The sequence below is a fragment of the Archangium sp. genome, assembly GCF_036388035.1.
Classification (GTDB): domain Bacteria; phylum Myxococcota; class Myxococcia; order Myxococcales; family Myxococcaceae; genus Archangium.
The window spans coordinates 1-16,324 of sequence record NZ_DASVSO010000921.1; the positions used below are offsets into that span (position 1 = coordinate 1).

General features: G+C 70.1%; 13 protein-coding genes and 1 pseudogene. 8 read left to right on the top strand and 6 right to left on the bottom strand.

Annotation, left to right across the window (positions count from 1 at the left end; all coding sequences use genetic code 11):
• From VF697_RS38110 to VF697_RS38130, 5 genes and pseudogenes are all read right to left on the bottom strand, one after another.
• Positions 1-382, bottom strand: a pseudogene (locus tag VF697_RS38110) (hypothetical protein); the annotation flags it as partial.
• Between the two features lie 121 nt (positions 383-503).
• Entirely contained in the window at positions 504-1,109 is a 606-nt protein-coding gene (locus VF697_RS38115) for a hypothetical protein (protein WP_331102891.1), read from the bottom strand.
• 109 nt (positions 1,110-1,218) lie between these two features.
• Positions 1,219-2,262 carry an Ig domain-containing protein gene (locus tag VF697_RS38120; protein ID WP_331102892.1) on the bottom strand — a complete coding sequence of 348 codons (1,044 nt, stop codon included), beginning with the start codon at positions 2,260-2,262 and terminating at the stop codon, positions 1,219-1,221.
• A complete protein-coding gene (locus VF697_RS38125; protein ID WP_331102893.1) occupies positions 2,259-3,011 on the bottom strand; it encodes a hypothetical protein in 753 nt (250 codons plus the stop codon). The genes VF697_RS38120 and VF697_RS38125 overlap by 4 nt, the downstream gene beginning before the upstream one ends.
• On the bottom strand, positions 3,008-4,267 hold the full coding sequence (locus VF697_RS38130) for a hypothetical protein (RefSeq protein ID WP_331102894.1): 1,260 nt from the start codon (positions 4,265-4,267) through the stop codon (positions 3,008-3,010). The genes VF697_RS38125 and VF697_RS38130 overlap by 4 nt, the downstream gene beginning before the upstream one ends.
• Before the next feature lie 240 nt (positions 4,268-4,507).
• Between VF697_RS38130 and VF697_RS38135 the strand changes: the two genes are divergently transcribed.
• The 8 genes from VF697_RS38135 (at position 4,508) to VF697_RS38170 (ending at position 15,769) form a co-directional block, all read left to right on the top strand.
• Positions 4,508-5,122: an RNA polymerase sigma factor gene (locus tag VF697_RS38135; RefSeq protein ID WP_331102895.1), complete on the top strand. Its 615-nt coding sequence runs from the start codon at positions 4,508-4,510 to the stop codon at positions 5,120-5,122.
• Positions 5,119-5,871, top strand: a complete 753-nt coding sequence (locus VF697_RS38140; RefSeq protein ID WP_331102896.1) for a hypothetical protein — start codon at positions 5,119-5,121, stop codon at positions 5,869-5,871. The genes VF697_RS38135 and VF697_RS38140 overlap by 4 nt, the downstream gene beginning before the upstream one ends.
• Positions 5,872-6,017: 146 nt before the next feature.
• On the top strand, positions 6,018-11,300 hold the full coding sequence (locus tag VF697_RS38145; protein ID WP_331102897.1) for a HAMP domain-containing protein: 5,283 nt from the start codon (positions 6,018-6,020) through the stop codon (positions 11,298-11,300).
• A gap of 5 nt (positions 11,301-11,305) precedes the next feature.
• A complete protein-coding gene (locus tag VF697_RS38150) occupies positions 11,306-12,889 on the top strand; it encodes an ATP-binding protein (protein ID WP_331102903.1) in 1,584 nt (527 codons plus the stop codon).
• A gap of 32 nt (positions 12,890-12,921) precedes the next feature.
• Complete coding sequence (locus VF697_RS38155) at positions 12,922-13,323, top strand: hypothetical protein (protein ID WP_331102898.1); 402 nt, start codon at positions 12,922-12,924, stop codon at positions 13,321-13,323.
• Positions 13,316-13,573 (top strand): DUF5985 family protein, encoded by a 258-nt coding sequence (locus tag VF697_RS38160; RefSeq protein WP_331102899.1) that lies wholly within the window; start codon positions 13,316-13,318, stop codon positions 13,571-13,573. Before VF697_RS38155 ends, VF697_RS38160 begins: the two co-directional genes overlap by 8 nt.
• A complete protein-coding gene (locus VF697_RS38165) occupies positions 13,570-13,857 on the top strand; it encodes a DUF5985 family protein (protein ID WP_331102900.1) in 288 nt (95 codons plus the stop codon). Before VF697_RS38160 ends, VF697_RS38165 begins: the two co-directional genes overlap by 4 nt.
• A 193-nt stretch (positions 13,858-14,050) precedes the next feature.
• Complete coding sequence (locus tag VF697_RS38170) at positions 14,051-15,769, top strand: hypothetical protein (RefSeq protein WP_331102901.1); 1,719 nt, start codon at positions 14,051-14,053, stop codon at positions 15,767-15,769.
• A 4-nt stretch (positions 15,770-15,773) separates the two neighbouring features.
• On the opposite strand, the gene VF697_RS38175 is transcribed toward VF697_RS38170, so the two are convergent.
• On the bottom strand, positions 15,774-16,324 hold a 551-nt coding region (locus VF697_RS38175), incomplete at its 5' end, for a 2-keto-4-pentenoate hydratase (protein WP_331102902.1).

A 16,324-nucleotide genomic window follows, 5' to 3' on the forward strand; every position in this document is an offset into this window, starting at 1 on the left:
CGGCCGGGGTGCTCACGCCATCCACGTTGACGCAGCGGCTGGGCGAGAGGTTGAGCTCCGGGATGGTGAAGGAGATGGAGGGGATGTGCTGCGAGATGCCGGGGACGAACACCATCTGGCCGTCCGTGCCGAAGTCCGCGCCGGGCACGCGCACCGAGTAGCCGAGGATGACCTGCTCCTGCTCATCCAGGTGGACGCGGATCGGCTGGACGTCCGTATTGCTGTCCGGCACCACGACGGCCACGGCCGGGGTGGTCACGGTTACCGAGTCGACCTTGCTGATGACGTAGACGCAGGTGGGATCGGCCAGCGCGATGCTCGGAACGCACACACCAGCAACCGCGGCACCGACGAGGAAACGCTTCAGGGAACGGGTGGACATGGTGCTCTCCTAGAGAGGCGCGAGGGGGGGGTCTTCGGTCGGAGCTTCATGCCGACCTGCATCGTGCCTTCATGGATTTATTGGGAAATGGAGGGCCAATTGGATCGCCCGGATTAAAAATTTATTTTTCGGCTGTGAAACGGGGCGGCGAGAGGTAGCGCGCGGTCTCGTCGGAGCCGGGGAGGGTGACGTGGAGGGACTGCTCGGCGCGGTCGCGCTCCAGCCTCTCGGGGACGGCACCCGACTGGGGCAGCACGAGGGTGCGGCCCGCGAGCGTGATGACGTGGCCGGGAACAGTCACCGAGGTGCCGTGGAGGGAGAGGGTGACGGCCAGGACTTCCTCGAGAGCACCCGGTAGGTCGAGCACCGAGGTGGGGACATGGACGGGGACGGCGGGCGTGCTCCCCCCCAGGTGGGAGCAGGCGCGGACCCACCCGCCCAGTGCCGGCAGGGGAGCGAGGGAGGTGCCCGCCTCGGGGAGGCCCCGGACGAAGACGTTCCCCGCGTCCGGCCCCGCGTCCACCCCGGTGGGCCGGAGGGAGTAGCCGAGGATGTTCTGTCCGGCCTCGTCCAGATGGACCTGGACGGGCTGCACCGCGGCCTCCTGCGGTGGGACGAAGACGACGAGGGCGGGCGTGGCCACGGCGTCGGCGCCGAGCTGGCTCAGCACGTAGGCGCAGGGCGGCTCGGCGGGAGTGAGGGCCCCGACCAGGAGTCCCGCGAGCACCGTGCCCGACAGGAGTGGCAGCCAAGGGCGGAGGGACTCTCGTTGCTGTTCAGGAGGAGACACCTGCTCGGTATTGCGGGCAGGGCGCGCGCTTGGATCCTTCGGGGGCTCAGTACACCTTGAGTGTCAGCCGCACTTGCGGCTTGTCGAAGACGTCCGCCGCGGTGACGGTGAACTCGTAGGAGCCCGCCTGGGTGGGCGTACCCGAGAGGATGCCCGTCGTCCCCAGGGTGAGTCCCGGTGGCAGCGTGCCGGTGTAGCTCCAGGTGATGGTGCCCGAGCCCTCGGAGGTCTGGAAGGCATAGGTGTACGCCGTGCCCACGCGCGCGTCGGGGACGGCGCGCGTCCTCATGCACAGGGTCAGCGAAGGGCACGAGCCGGTGGTGAGCTGGAGGGTGCGGACGACGACTTGTGGAGGCTCGTCGGAGTCCGTCACCCGCACGTCGAAGGCGATGGTGCCACTCTGGCTCGTCGTCCCATCCACCCGTCCCGTGTCCCGCAGGACGATGCCCGCGGGCAGGGGGCTGCCGGAGACGAGCTCGAAGCGGTAGGGCGAGGTGCCTCCGGTGGCCGACAGCTGCTCCACGTAGGGCTTCCCGCTCGGGACATCGGCGAGGATGGCCGGCCCGGCCAGGCGCAGCAGGGGCCGGATGCGGACGGAGAACTCCTGGCGGGAGCGCCGCGGCGTCGGACCCTGGTCCTCCACCTCGAGGGTGAAGTGGAAGTCGCCGGGCGCGGTCGGCTTGCCGGACAGCTCGCCCCGGGCGTTGAGCGACAGGCCCGGCGGCAGCTCGCTGGAGGTGGAGAAGGTGTAGGGGGGAGTCCCGCCACTGGCCTGGAAACGGTGGAAGTAGCCCTCCGTCTCCACGCCCCCCTTGGGCGCGTCGGGGATGACCTCGAGCGGCATGCCCGCGTCGCCCTTCGTGCCCGCGTCCGTGTCGCCCGCGTCCGTGTCCGAGGGCGCGTCGAGGGGGCAGACGCCCCGCTCGCCGCAGTCCGGGAGGCAGACGCTCTCGGGCACGAGGCACGTCGAGCCCGAGGGACACGCGCCCCGCGCGTCGCACGGGGGAAAGCGGGAGAGGTCCGGCTGGAAGACGCACGCCACCGCCCCGGCGAGCGCGGCCAGTCCCAGCCAGGTCAGCCAGCGACTCATGGCAGCTCCCAGACGAAGAAGACGGCTCCGCCCGCGCCCAGCACCGCGCCCGCGCCCATCAGCACGTTGGCCGTGTGCGACTGCCGCCGCCCCTCCCGCAGGCGTCCGGCGAAGCAGGAGCGGAAGGCCTCGCCCTCGCCGGTGCAGCCCGCGCTGCCTCCCGAGAGGCTCGCCTCCGAGCGGCGCGCGGCCAGTCCGAAGCCCACTCCGGCCGCGAGCGCGACGCCCCCGGCCGCCAGCAGCACCGTGGGCCAGGCCTTGCTCGGGCGTGCCACCGCCCGGGGCGTGGACCGGGCCGCCCACAGGGACTTGAAGGCCTCGCTGGCCCGCGCCGCTTCCTGGCCGGCCGGCAGTCCTTCTGCGGAGAGCTTCAGGACGGCGTGGGACTCCTGGCCCTCGCGGTCCACCACCGTGAGCGCCACCCCGTGCTCTCCGCCCACCCCGAGCGCCACGCCGCGCACCACTCGGTCCGCGTCGAGCGCCGTCACCTGCGCGCCCCGGCACGCCATGTCCGTACACGCGGGGAGGCGTCCGCCCCGGGCGCGCACCTTGGCCACCGTGCTCGCGCGCGGCTCCAGGCACAGGCCGGGCGTGCTCTCCGCCGCCCGGCGCACGGCGTCCTCCAGGCCGCGGGCCTCGGCACTCGAGAGCGCCACCGGCTGGAAGGGGACGAGGACGACCCGCTCACCCCGGCACGAGGTGGGCGTCTGCGCCAGCGACAGCACCAGCGCGAAGGAGAGGATGCTCATGGAGAGAGGTCTGGCTCCTGTTCGGGAGCGACGGGGGTCAGCCCGAGGCTGGCCATGTAGCCGTTATAGAAGCGGGGGCCGAAGGGGACGGAGAAGAGCCTGTCCCGGAAGGCGTCCTGCACCGCCCCGCGCGCGGCGAAGGCGTTGTCACGCCAGGCGAGGCTCCCGGCATCCACCACCGCGCCCTCCCGGGAGAGCTGGTAGGGGGCCTCGCGTCCCGAGGCGCGCAGGAAGTAGCCACGACCGGAGGGCAGGCCCAGCACCACCGAGCGCTCGCGCTCCTTGTGGAACTCGGCCACGCGCAGGCCTCGCGTGTCCTCCACCCACAGCCGGCCCTCCAGGCCCGTGGGGAGCAGGAGGAAGCCCAGGCGCGTCCTGTCTCCGAGGTCCACCAGCGCCGCCGAGCGGTCGAGCGCGGGCGGTTGGATGGAGACGTCGAGCCGGCCCCGCACGTCGTCCACCCCCTGGTTGGCGGCGGCGACGAAGGCGCGCAGCTCCGAGTACTCCACGCGCCCGTCCGCGTTGACGTCCGCGGCGCCGGAGAGCGCCGAGCGCACCTGGTGGCTGAAGACGCCCGAGCCGATGGCGCTCCACTCGTGGCTCTCCTGCTCGCGGGTGGTGGACAGCACGGCGCCCACGTGGGGGTAGCGCGCCAGCTCGCGCGTGGCCAGCAGGCCCTTCACCGCCTCCACCTGGGCGGGCGCCACCGGCAGCGCGCCGCGCGAGTTGACGAAGAAGTACGAGTCACATGCGTCCACGATGAGATGGATGAAGGCGGCGGAGCTCGGGGAGATGACCTTCTCGTAGAGGTCGGTGCGGCTGAAGGTGCCGTCCAGCAGGCTCACCGTGCCCTCGCCGGCGGGCCCGCGCTTCCCATGGCCGGTGAAGATGAAGTAGAGCACCGGGTTGGCGCCGCGCGCCCGGTCCTCGGCCATGCGGGCATTCAGCCGACCGAGCGTCTCCTGGAGCGCGGTGCGGGTGGGCGGGCGCGTCTTCCCGGCGAGCCCCGGGTGGAGTGCCTGCGTGTCCTCGTCCAGCACGGAGAGGAGCACGGTCTCCTGGGTGCGGGGGGCGAAGAGCTCGTAATAGCGCGCGCCATCATCATCGGCGAAGCGCAGGGGGGCCTGCTTCGGGTCGGTGCTGGCGTTGTTGGCGAGGATGAGGGCGTAGGCCACCCTCTCGGGCGCGGCGCTCGCGGTGGTGCCGACGAGGAGCGAGACCCACAGGGCCACCGGAGCGCATCGGAGCGGTCGCATGCGCGGGGAGTGTCTACGGATGAGCGAGGCGCTGCAAGGTGCTACGGGTGTGTGGGGGTATGCCTTGCTGTGCCCACCGTGACGGGTGCTGGAGTCTCGCGGTGTCGGGCCGCCGACGGAGGATTTTTGAACCTCGGGATCCAACCGGAGCGTCAAATCGCAATTCCATCATGACGGGTGGGTGACGGCGGGCGGCGAGGCACGGTAAGTCGCGGACGGATGGAGTGGGATGCGCGGACATTGCAACGCTTCCGGGACGGTGAGCCGGAGACCCTGGGACGGGTGTACCGGGAGCACGCCGAGGCGTTGGCGCGGATGCTGCGGGCCATGGCGTGGCGGGGGCGGGGCTTCGGACAGGTGAGGAGCGCGCTGGAGCTGGAGAACACGGTGCTGGAGACGTTCGCCCGGGCCTTCGAGCCGAGGACGCGGGCGGCGTACGACGGGGTGCGGCCCTACGGGCACTTCCTGGTGGGCATCGCGCGCAACGTGCTGCTGGAGCAGTCGAGGCAGCGCGAGGTGGCGGTGGGGCTGGAGCCCTTCGAGGAGGTGGGCGAGGCCCCGGAGGAGGGCGAGGGGCTGGCCCAGACGCTGGAGGATCGGGAGGTGGAGGGGTTGCTGGCGAGCTTCAAGCAGGGGCTGTCGGCGGAGGATCGGCGGCTGTTCGAGCTGCGCTTCGGCGAGGAGGAGCTGGCACAGGAGAGCGCGGCGGAGCAGCTGGGGCTGACGCGCATCCAGGTGCGGCGGCGGGAGCTGGGGTGGAAGACGCGGCTGCTCGAGTTCCTGCAGGCGCGTGGGTACCTGGAGGGGATGGAAGTGAAGGGGTGGAGCTTCTTCAAGCGGCGAGGCCAGTCATGACGAAGTGTGCGGACCGACAGGCGAAGCAGTCGCTGGAGAGGCTCTTCCGGGGCGAGCTGGACGGAGAGGGCTACACCCGGCTGCGCGCGCACGCGGCCTCCTGTGCCGAGTGCCACGAGGCCTACGACAAGCTGGCCCGGGTGGAGTCGGCGCTGGAGAAGCGCGCGCTGCCCGCGGGCCGGGAGGCGCTGCTGGAGCAGGCGCTGTTCGCCCGGCTGGGCGCCGCGGCGAAGCCGGCCCGGGCGCCGGTGCCCGAGCGCAAGCCCTTCTTCCCGGTGTTCTTCGCGCCCGCGGCCCTCGGACTGGCGGCCTGCGCGGTGCTGGCGGTGCTGGTGGTGCCGCGACTGCGCCAGCCGGAGTCCGAGTTCCAGGCGCGCGGCGCGGAGACGGGCACCTCGGCCTGGGGCGTGCGGGCCTTCTGCATTGGCTCGGACGGACAGGTGCGGGGCGAGGCACGGCCGGGCGGGACGCTCGCCTGCGACGAGGGCGGGACGGTGCAGTTCAGCTATACGGCCCCGGAGGCGGTGCGGTTGAGCATCTCGGCTGCCTCCCCCTCGGGCGAGCCGCTGAGCTTCTTCCCGCGTGAGGGCGAGGCGTCCGAGGTGAAGGCGGGCGTGGACGTGCCGCTGCCCTTCAGCACGCCAGTCGAAGGGGGCTGGCTCGCCGGGCCGCTGGACGTGGAAGCACGCTTCACGGATGCCCAGGGCCGGGTGCTCTCCCAGACGAAGCTGAAGCTGACCCCGCGGTAGCTCCCTCCTCTCGGCGCGGGCTATTCCCTCACATGTAGGTGCCTGTCCGGGCGCCTGCCCCCGAGCGGGGCGTGGTGAGAGTAGGAACGAACGAAGAACGTCCTCCGGTTGGGACAACGCCAACCATCTCCGCACTGGAGCAGGACGTGAATCGTCGCACCAAGCGCCCCACCCGAGTCCAGACCGGAAAGAAGCAGCGCAAGCCCACCACGCTCGCGCGCCGTGTGCATGGCCATGCCCCCCGGCGCTCGGCGACGAATGCCGCGCTCGAGACCCTGCTGGAGTCCCTGCGCGCCGTCACCTATGGCGACTTCTCCGTGCGCCTGGCGCCCGAGTCGCAGCCCGCGGCCATGGAGGAGATCGCCCACGCCTTCAACGGCATGGTGGCGATGAACCAGCGCATGCAGGACGAGCTCGTCCGCGTGGAGCGCGTGGTGGGCCGCGAGGGCCAGATGGCGGAGCGCGCCTCGCTCGGGCCGGTGAGCGGCGGCTGGGCCTCCAGCATCGGCTCCATCAACTCGCTCATCGCGGACCTGGTGCAGCCCACCACCGAGGTGGCGCGCGTGCTGGGCGCGGTGGCGCGCGGTGACCTCACCCAGAAGATGGCGCTGGACCTGCCCGGCCAGCCGGTGAAGGGCGAGTTCCTCCGCATCGGTACCACCGTGAACGCGATGGTGGATCAGCTCAGCTCCTTCGCCGCCGAAGTGACGCGCGTCGCGCGCGAAGTCGGTACGGAAGGAAAGCTGGGCGGTCAGGCCCGCGTGCCCGGTGTCGCCGGGACGTGGAAGGACCTCACCGACAGCGTGAACCAGCTCGCCAACAACCTGACCGCCCAGGTGCGAAACATCGCCGAGGTGACGACCTCCGTCGCCCGCGGTGACCTGTCGCGCAAGATCACCGTCGACGCGCGGGGCGAGGTGCTCGAGCTGAAGAACACCGTCAACACGATGGTGGACCAGCTCCGCTCGTTCGCCGGCGAAGTGACGCGCGTCGCGAAGGAAGTCGGTACCGAGGGCAAGCTGGGAGGCCAGGCCGACGTGCCGGGTGTCTCCGGCGTGTGGAAGGACCTCACCGACAACGTGAACCTGATGGCCTCCAACCTGACGACCCAGGTGCGAGGCATCGTCAAGGTGGTGACAGCCGTCGCCAACGGCGACCTGTCCCAGCGCCTCGTGGTGGATGCCAAGGGCGAGGTGGCCGCATTGGCCGACACGCTCAACAGCATGACGAAGACGCTCGGCATCTTCGCCGACCAGGTGACCAGCGTCGCCAAGACGGTGGGCGTGGAGGGCAAGCTGGGTGCCCAGGCGGATGTGCCGGGTGTGGCGGGGACGTGGAAGGACCTCACGGACAACGTGAACCTGCTCGCCAACAACCTGACCGCCCAGGTGCGAAACATCGCCGAGGTGAGCACCGCCGTCGCTCGCGGTGACCTGTCCAAGAAGATCACCGTGGACGCCCGGGGCGAGGTGCTCGAGCTGAAGAACACCATCAACACCATGGTGGAGCAGCTCCGCTCGTTCGCCGGTGAGGTGACCCGCGTCGCCAAGGAAGTGGGTACGGAAGGAAAGCTGGGCGGTCAGGCCGACGTGCCCGGCGTCTCCGGTACGTGGAAGGACCTCACGGACAACGTGAACTTCATGGCCTCCAACCTCACCAGCCAGGTGCGCAACATCGCGCTGGTGACGACGGCGGTCGCCAACGGCGACCTGTCGCGGAAGATCACCGTCGATGTGAAGGGTGAAATCCTCGAGCTGAAGAACACCATCAACACCATGGTGGACCAGCTCCGGTCGTTCGCCGCGGAAGTGACCCGCGTCGCTCGCGAGGTGGGTACGGAAGGAAAGCTGGGCGGGCAGGCCGAGGTGCAGGGCGTGTCCGGCGTCTGGAAGGACCTCACCGACAGCGTGAACTCGATGGCGTCCAACCTGACCAACCAGGTGCGCAACATCGCCAAGGTGACGACGGCGGTCGCCAATGGCGACCTGTCCAAGAAGATCACTGTCGACGCGAAGGGCGAAATCCTGGAGCTGAAGGACACCATCAACACCATGGTGGATCAGCTCAACGCGTTCGCCTCGGAAGTGACCCGCGTGGCTCGCGAGGTGGGTACCGAGGGCAAGCTGGGTGGCCAGGCGCGTGTGCCCGGTGTCGCCGGGACGTGGAAGGACCTCACCGACAACGTGAACCTGATGGCCCGCAACCTGACCACCCAGGTGCGCGGCATCGTCAAGGTGGTGACCGCGGTCGCCAACGGTGACCTCACCCAGAAGCTCGTCGTGGACGCGAAGGGCGAGGTGGCCGCGCTGGCGGACACCATCAACAGCATGACCGACACCCTGGGCACCTTCGCCCAGCAGGTGTCCTCGGTGGCCCGCGAGGTGGGGATCGAAGGGAAGCTGGGCGGTCAGGCCAAGGTGCCCGGTGCGCGCGGGGCCTGGAGGCAGCTGACCGACAACGTGAACCAGCTCGCCGGCAACCTGACGTCCCAGGTGCGCGCCATCTCCGAGGTGGCCACCGCCGTGACGAAGGGGGACCTGACCCGGTCCATCTCGGTGGATGCCCAGGGCGAAGTCGCCGCCCTGAAGGACAACATCAACCAGATGATCGTCAACCTCAAGGAGACGACCCAGAAGAACACCGAGCAGGACTGGCTCAAGACGAACCTCGCCAAGTTCTCCGGCATGATGCAGGGACAGAAGAACCTGGAGGCCGTCTCCCGGCTCATCATGTCCGAGCTGACGCCCCTGGTGTCCGCGCACCACGGCGCCTTCTTCCTCATGGACTCCGAGGAAGGCCACCCCGTGGCCAAGCTCACCTCCAGCTACGCCTACCGTGAGCGCAAGAACGTGGGCAACCGCTTCCGCCTCGGCGAGGGCGTGGTGGGCCAGTGCGCCCTGGAGAAGAAGACCATCCTCCTCACCCACGTGCCGGCGGACTACATCCGCATCACCTCCGGCCTGGGCGAGGCCACCCCCCTCAACCTCATCGTCCTGCCCGTCCTCTTCGAGGGCGAGGTCAAGGCCGTCATCGAGCTGGCCTCCTTCCACCCCTTCAGCGCCATCCACCAGATCTTCCTGGACCAGCTCACCGAGAGCATCGGCGTGGTCCTCAACATGATCATGGCGAACATGCGCACCGAGGAGCTGCTGCGGCAGTCGCAGAGCCTCGCCAACGAGCTGCAGAGCCAGTCGCGCGAGCTCACCCAGCAGCAGGAGGAGCTCAAGCGCTCCAACTCGGCGCTGGAGGCCCAGGCCCTCGAGCTGGAGGAGAAGGCCAAGCTGCTCGAGCAGCAGAACATCAAGGTGGAGGAGAAGAACCGCGAGGTGGAGCAGGCGCGCTCCTCGCTGGAGGAGAAGGCCGAGCAGCTCTCGCTCATCTCCAAGTACAAGAGCGAGTTCCTCGCCAACATGTCCCACGAGCTGCGCACGCCGCTCAACAGCATGCTGGTGCTGGCCAAGCTGCTGGCGGACAACTCCGACGCGAGCCTCAACCGCAAGCAGGTGGAGTACGCGGAGACCATCTACTCCTCGGGTGGGGACCTGCTGTCCCTCATCAACGAGATCCTCGACCTGTCCAAGGTGGAGGCCGGGAAGATGCAGGTGGAGCCGCGCGACTCGGCGGTGGCCGAGCTGGTGGACTTCGCCCGGCGCACCTTCGGCCCCGTGGCCGAGCAGAAGAACCTGGGCTTCCTCACCGAGGTGGGCCCGGAGGTGCCCGTCACCGTCTTCACCGACCCGAAGCGGCTGCAGCAGATCCTCAAGAACCTGCTCTCCAACGCCTTCAAGTTCACGAGCGCCGGCCAGGTGACGCTGCGCATCCGCATGGCGGACACCGAGGAGCGCTTCGCCGCCCCCGAGCTGGTGGAGGCCGACCAGGTGCTGGCCTTCTCCGTCATCGACACGGGCATCGGCATCCCCGAGGACAAGCAGAAGCTCATCTTCGAGGCCTTCCAGCAGGCCGATGGCACCACCAGCCGCAAGTACGGCGGCACGGGCCTGGGTCTCTCCATCAGCCGTGAGCTGGCCCGACTGCTGGGCGGTGAAATCCGCGTGAAGAGCGCGCGCGGGGCGGGCAGCACCTTCACCCTGTACCTGCCGCGCAGCTACAGCGGCCCCGAGCGCGGGGGCGAGCCGGTCAGCGACACGGACGGCTACAGCCCCATGCTGCGCGAGCTGCTGCCGCCCGACAACGATGTGCCGGGCACGGCGAGCCCCAGCCCCCTCGTGGACGACCGGGACGACCTGCGCGCGGATGATCGCGTGCTGCTCGTGGCGGTGGACGACGTGGAGTTCTCCCGCGGCCTGGTGGCCTCCGCCCACAAGAACGGCCTGAAGGCGCTGGTGGCCACGCGCGGCGATGTGGCGCTCTCGCTGGCCCAGCGGCTCAAGCCGTACGCCATGGTCCTCCAGCTCGGCCTGCCCGTCATCGACGGCTGGTCCGTGCTGGACCGCCTCAAGCGAGACCCGCGCACCCGCCGCATCCCCGTCCAGGTGGTGAGCGTGGACCGTCTGCGCGGCGCCTCGTGCGGCGGCGGCTTCGCCTTCCTGGACAGGCCCTTCTCTCCCGAGGCCATCCAGGGCGCCTTCAGCCACCTGGACCTCAAGCCCAACGGCGCGCCCCGGCGGCTGCTGCTGGTGGACCCCAAGCCGGAGCTGCGCGAGAGCGTGAAGCAGCTCATCGACATGGGCGAGCCCCTGGAGATGCGCGAGCTGGAGTCCACCGCCACCGTGGAGGCGCTGGACCGCGGTGAGGTGGACGCGCTGGCCCTGGACCTCGCCTCGCCCGGTGGACGAGGGATGAAGCTGCTGGTGGAGCTGGTGCGCCGGCCCGCTCGGCTGCCCCCCGTCCTCCTCTATAGCGGCTCGCAGCTCCTGCCGGATGACGAGCGGCGGCTGCGTCGCTCGGCCGAGTCCGTGCTGCTCGAGGCGGCCGCTCGCTCGCCCGAGGCGGTGGTGGCCGAGGTGGGCCGCTTCCTGCGCCGCGTGGGCGACCAGTCGCGCGTGGCCAGCGAGGAGTCCAAGGAGCTCACCCGCTCGCTCGCCGGTCGCAAGGTGCTGCTGGTGGACGACGACGCCCGCAACATCTTCGCGCTCACCAGCGTGCTGGAGAGCCATGGCATGCAGGTGACCTTCGCCCAGGACGGGCGAGCCGCCATGGATTTGATGGAGAAGAATCCAGAGCTGGATGTGGTTCTCTTGGACGTCATGATGCCGGAAATGGATGGCTACCAGGCGATGAGGGCCATCCGCGCGGACTCCCGGTGGGCGTCCCTGCCCGTCATCGCCATCACCGCCCGGGCGCTCAAGGATGACCGAGAGAAGTGCCTGGAGGCGGGTGCGTCCGATTATCTCTCCAAACCGGTCGACACCGAGCGACTGTTGGAGTTGATTCGCCGATGGGTGGAACCTTGCGCGGGAGTGAAATGACAGCAATGACGTGGTCGGAGGGCGGGAACGTCGGCGGCTTCCAGGCTTTGTCGGAGCTGCCGCGGGCACGCATCCTGGCGGTGGACGACCACGCTCCCAACCTCCTCACCCTGGAAGCCACGCTCGGCGACCTGGGTGAGGTGGTGAAGGCAAGCTCCGGTGAAGAGGCCCTCCTGCACCTGCTGCGCGAGGACTTCGCCCTCATCCTGCTGGACGTGCAGATGCCCGGGCTGGACGGCTTCGAGACGGCCCGGCTCATCAAGGAGCGCGAGCGCTCGCGCTTCATCCCCATCATCTTCCTCACCGCGCGCAGCCGCGACGCCTCGCACGTGTTCCGCGGCTACGCACAGGGGGCGGTGGACTACGTCCTCAAGCCCTTCGCGCCGGAGATCCTGCGCTCGAAGGTCTCCGTCTTCGTGGAGCTCTTCATCAAGGAGGAGCAGCTCAAGCGGCAGGAGGCCCTGCTGCGCCGGCGCGAGCGCGAGGCGCTGGAGCGGGAGAGCGCCTACCGCTACCGCCTGCTGGGCGACGCCATGCCCCTGTGCGTGTTCGCCGCCACCCCGGATGGGACGCTGCGCTATGGCAACCGGGCCTGGACGGAGCTGTCCGGCCTGCCCGCCGAGGCGGTGGAGGACTTATGGCGCTCGGAGGTGGTGCACCCGGAGGATCGGCAGTCGGTGCACGCCGACTGGTGTCAGGCCGTCCTCACCGGCCAGCCCTTCGAGGTGCAGTTCCGGCTGCTGCGCCGCGGTGACCAGAGCTACCGCTGGCACCTGGGCCGGGCCGTCCCGGAGCGCAACGAGCGCGGGCGCGTCACCGGGTGGATCGTCACCGCCACGGACATCGACGACCAGAAGCAGGCCGAGCACGCGCTTGCCCAGGCCAATGCCGCCAAGGACACCTTCCTGGCCGCGGCCTCGCACGAGCTGCGCACGCCCCTGGCCGCGGCGAAGATGCAGGTGCAGCTCGCCAAGCGCAAATACGGCTCCGAGCTGACCGACGGCACGCGCCGGGCCTTCGAGGGGTTGGACCGACAGGTGGACCGGATGACGAAGCTGGTCTCGGACCTGCTGGACGTGAGCCGGCTGCTCACGGGCCGCCTGTCGCTGGAGGTGGAGGAGTTCGACCTCGTGCCGCTGCTGCACGCCACGTGTGATCGGCTCCAGGCGCTCTCCTCCGAGCACCGGCTGCGGGTGGAGGCTCCCGAGCGGCTGCCCATGCGGGGAGACCCCGGGCGCATCGAGCAGGTGGTGACCAACCTGGTGTCCAACGCCATCCGCTACTCGCCCCAGGGCGGCGCGGTGGAGCTGCGGGCCTGGGTCGAGGACGGGCAGGTGGCGCTGTGGGTGCGCGACCACGGCATCGGCATTCCCGCGGAGAAGCTGGCCGGCATCTTCGAGCGCTTTGGCCAGGCCCACGGGGCCCGCTACGGCGGACTCGGCCTGGGGCTGACCATCTCCCAGGGCATCATCGAGCAGCATGGGGGGCGCATCTGGGCCGAATCCCAGGGCATCGAAAAAGAAGGCAGCACCTTCCACGTTCGTTTGCCTGTACAGTCCGCGCCCCCGGAGCAGGCGCCCCGGTCTTGAGGTGGTCCGAGACAGTTAGAAGGGGATGAGGTTTGCGAGCGAGTGAACTTCCCGAAGAGGTGCGGCGGCTCATCGCCGATCACATCGATTCGGTGGAGCAGTTGGAGATTCTCCTGCTGCTGTACCAGCACCCCGAGCGGACCTGGGACGCGGAGGCGGTGGCGCGGGAGCTGCGGGTGGCCGCGGTCTCCGCGGCGGAGCGCCTGGAGGACATGACGCACTCCGGTATCCTGGCCCGCAAGGACGGCAAGCCGGTGGAGTACCGCTATGCACCGAAGAGCGCGGGCCTGGGGGACGCGGTGCGCGGTCTCGCCCTGGCGTATTCCGAGCGCCGGGTGACCGTCATCAACCTCATCTTTTCCAAGCCGGTCGACAAGATCCGGACTTTTGCCGATGCCTTCCGCATTCGGAGGGACGACGATGACAATGGCTGACGTGGTCTTCCTGCTGTGTGCGGTGACCAGCCTCGCCTGCGCGGTGCTGCTCCTGCGCGGCTACGCCCGCAACCGCGTGCCCCTGCTGCTGTGGAGCAGCCTGTGCTTCGTCGGGCTGGCGGTGAACAACATCCTGCTGGTGGTGGACCTGGTGGTCATCCCCGGAAGGGACCTGCTGGTGTTCCGCAACCTGTCCGGCTTCCTGTCGGTCGCGCTCCTGGTCTTCGGACTCGTGTGGGATTCCGAATGAACGACTTCCTCTCCGGCATGGCGGCCGCCCTGAGCCTGGTCGCGGGGCTGTTCTTCCTCCGGTTCTGGCGCAAGACGCACGACCGCTTCTTCGCCTTCTTCGCCGCCTCCTTCTGGCTGATGGCGCTGCACCGGGGGGTGATGTTGTCGCTGCGGGACAGCAACAACGAGCACCTCGTCGCGGCCTTCTCCATCCGGCTGCTCGCCTTCGTGCTCATCCTGGTGGCCATCGTGGACAAGAACATGGTCCGCGCGGACGCGCGCAAGGGCGACAAGTCCGCCTGAGGCGCGCGCCGCGGTCGCGGCCCTCCGGGTTGCTCACGCTGAGCAGGTGACTGCTCCCGGTGGCGACGAATTTGCCCACCCGGTGTGCGGTGACAGGCCTGGATGTGCCCCCGGGCGTGGCACCCTGTTTGCGATGCTTCCGTATGGCACTGGACGGAGTGTCCGGCGGCGAGCGGCGGAGGCGTACCGGGGTATGAGCGGGCGGCGAGGGTGGAAGTGGGGGCTGGCGGGGTTGTTGGTGTTCTCGCTGGCATGCGGAGGGGGGAGCCAGCCGGCTTCGCCCTCGACGGTGCAGGAGGAGGACCAGGGCAGTACGCCCGGCCATCCGTCTCCCGAGGATGCGGGCACGGTCGTCGATGACGACCCGGTTGTCGATGGCGAGGACCCGGTTCCCGACGAGGACGACCCCGCGCCGGTGGACGAGAACCCTCCGCCAGAGGACGAGCCTTCCACCGACCCGGAGCGCCCAGATGCGGGGGAGCCGCCCGTGGACCCGGTGGATGCGGGCCCGGACGACGCGGGCACGAGCGAGCCGCCGCCTCCGCCTCCGGTGGACGCGGGCACCGCCGACGCGGGCACCGTTGACGCGGGGACGGACGACGCGGGCACGAGCGAGCCGCCGCCTCCGCCTCCGGCGGATGCGGGCACCGTGGTGTACCCGGACGCGCAGGGGTGGACGTTCTACGGCCCGGAGCGGGGAGGGCCCCAGGATGTGTACGGCGTCACGGAGGACGAAGGCGGCAACGTCTGGGTGGCCGGTGGCGAGGAGGGCCTGTTCCTCCTACGTCCGGGGGCGAGCACCTTCCAGCGCTTCACGATGGACGATGGCCTGCGGCCCTATGGCTACATGAAGGATGGGAGCGCGCCGGTCGGGCCGAAGTACCTCAAGGTCATCTCGGTGGCGGGCGGCCCGGCGGGCACGGTGTTCGTGGGCTACGAGGGCCAGGGGGACTGCGAGAGCAACTACTACACGCCGGGCGCGAAGAACCCGAACATCTACAAGAGCGGTGACGCGGACAAGGTCACGCTGACGGACACGGGCATCCAGGTCGACCACTACGACATCTCGTCCGGCCCGGGCGTGATTGGCGAGGAGGCCGGCGGTCGCGAGAAGGTGTGCTCCATCCTGCGCATCGCCTGGGACAAGGCGCACGGCAACCTGTGGTTCGGCGGCAACCATGCCTTCGCGTGGGGCAACCCCGACCACAAGGCCAACCCCACCTGCAACGGCCAGCGCGAGTGCTCGGGCGTGCTGGAGCACACACACCCGCACATCTTGGCGAAGGACGCGGCGGGCCACGAGTTCCGGCTGACGGACGCGTATTACGGCATCGCGGTGCGGCCGGACGGGGACGTGTGGTTCGGCGGGGCCAACCGCTCCACGCGCTTCCGCTTCATGACGGTGAAGACCCCGAGGGACTTCGAGCTGGCGCGCAGGCAGACGGAGAACCGCTCCGCCATCAAGAACCGCATCGACCTCTGGCCGGACCTCGTGGACGAGGTGGGGATTCCCGGCCCCGGGGACCGGGTGGATGACCTGGTGTCCGGCATGGCGCTGATGCCGGATGGCTCGGTGTGGGTGAGCTCCTTCGCGCGGGGACTGGCCCGGATGGACGCGACGGGCGTGGTCCAGCAGTACTCGCTCACCACCGGCGCGGACCGCTTCGTCTCCGCGCTGGCGCGAGACCCGAGCGACAACAGCCTCTGGGCCGGCCACCGCTGGGGCGGCGGGCTCACCCGGCTGAAGGGGGACACGGTGATGCGCTACGGCCAGGCGCTCGGCCCGCTCTCGTACCGCCCTGTCTGGGAGATCCAGGCGGTGGGCAGTGGCTCCGAGCGCCGGCTGCTGGTGGCCTTCCGGCGCGACGAGTACGGCAACCCGGGCGCCGTCGGCATCTACCGCGGCGAGTAGCGCCTCAAGGCTCGACGGAGACCGCGACCTCTCCCAGTCCTTCGACGGTGAGACGGACGCGGTCTCCGGGCCGCAGCATGTGGGCCGCGGTGGCGGCGCCGGCGAGCACGATGCTGCCGGCGGGCAGGGACTCGCCCCGCGCGTCGAGCAGCTCGCACAACTGGACGACGGACAGCAGCGGGTCTCCCGAGATGGCGTCCGAGCGCGCCGCCTGGACGCGCTCGCCATTCACCTCCATCACCATCTCGAGCCGGGGCAGGTCCAGCTCGCGCGGCGGGCGCTCGGTGGTGCCCAGCACGAAGAGGGAGGAGGAGGAGTTGTCCGCCACCACGTCGGGCAGGGAGAAGTACTTGAAGTCGCGGTAGCGCGAGTCGAGGATCTCCATCGCCGCGAAGACGCTCGCGCACGCCTCCAGCGCCTGCTCGCGGGTGATGCGGCCGCGCAGCTCGCGCGAGGTGCGGAAGGCGATCTCCGGTTCGATCTTCGGATGGATGGTGCCCTGGAGCCGCAGCGTGCCGCCGGCGGGCACCCGCATGCGATCCGTGAGGACACCGT

Excerpts from the sequence above, each read along its gene's own strand:
- VF697_RS38120 (WP_331102892.1), bottom strand. The coding sequence starts at position 2,262 with ATGAGTCGCTGGCTGACCTGGCTGGGACTGGCCGCGCTCGCCGGGGCG.
- VF697_RS38140 (WP_331102896.1), top strand. The coding sequence starts at position 5,119 with ATGACGAAGTGTGCGGACCGACAGGCGAAGCAGTCGCTGGAGAGGCTC.
- VF697_RS38160 (WP_331102899.1), top strand. The coding sequence starts at position 13,316 with ATGGCTGACGTGGTCTTCCTGCTGTGTGCGGTGACCAGCCTCGCCTGC.
- VF697_RS38165 (WP_331102900.1), top strand. The coding sequence starts at position 13,570 with ATGAACGACTTCCTCTCCGGCATGGCGGCCGCCCTGAGCCTGGTCGCG.
- VF697_RS38170 (WP_331102901.1), top strand. The coding sequence starts at position 14,051 with ATGAGCGGGCGGCGAGGGTGGAAGTGGGGGCTGGCGGGGTTGTTGGTG.
- VF697_RS38150 (WP_331102903.1), top strand. The coding sequence starts at position 11,306 with ATGACGTGGTCGGAGGGCGGGAACGTCGGCGGCTTCCAGGCTTTGTCG.
- VF697_RS38130 (WP_331102894.1), bottom strand. The coding sequence starts at position 4,267 with ATGCGACCGCTCCGATGCGCTCCGGTGGCCCTGTGGGTCTCGCTCCTC.
- VF697_RS38125 (WP_331102893.1), bottom strand. The coding sequence starts at position 3,011 with ATGAGCATCCTCTCCTTCGCGCTGGTGCTGTCGCTGGCGCAGACGCCC.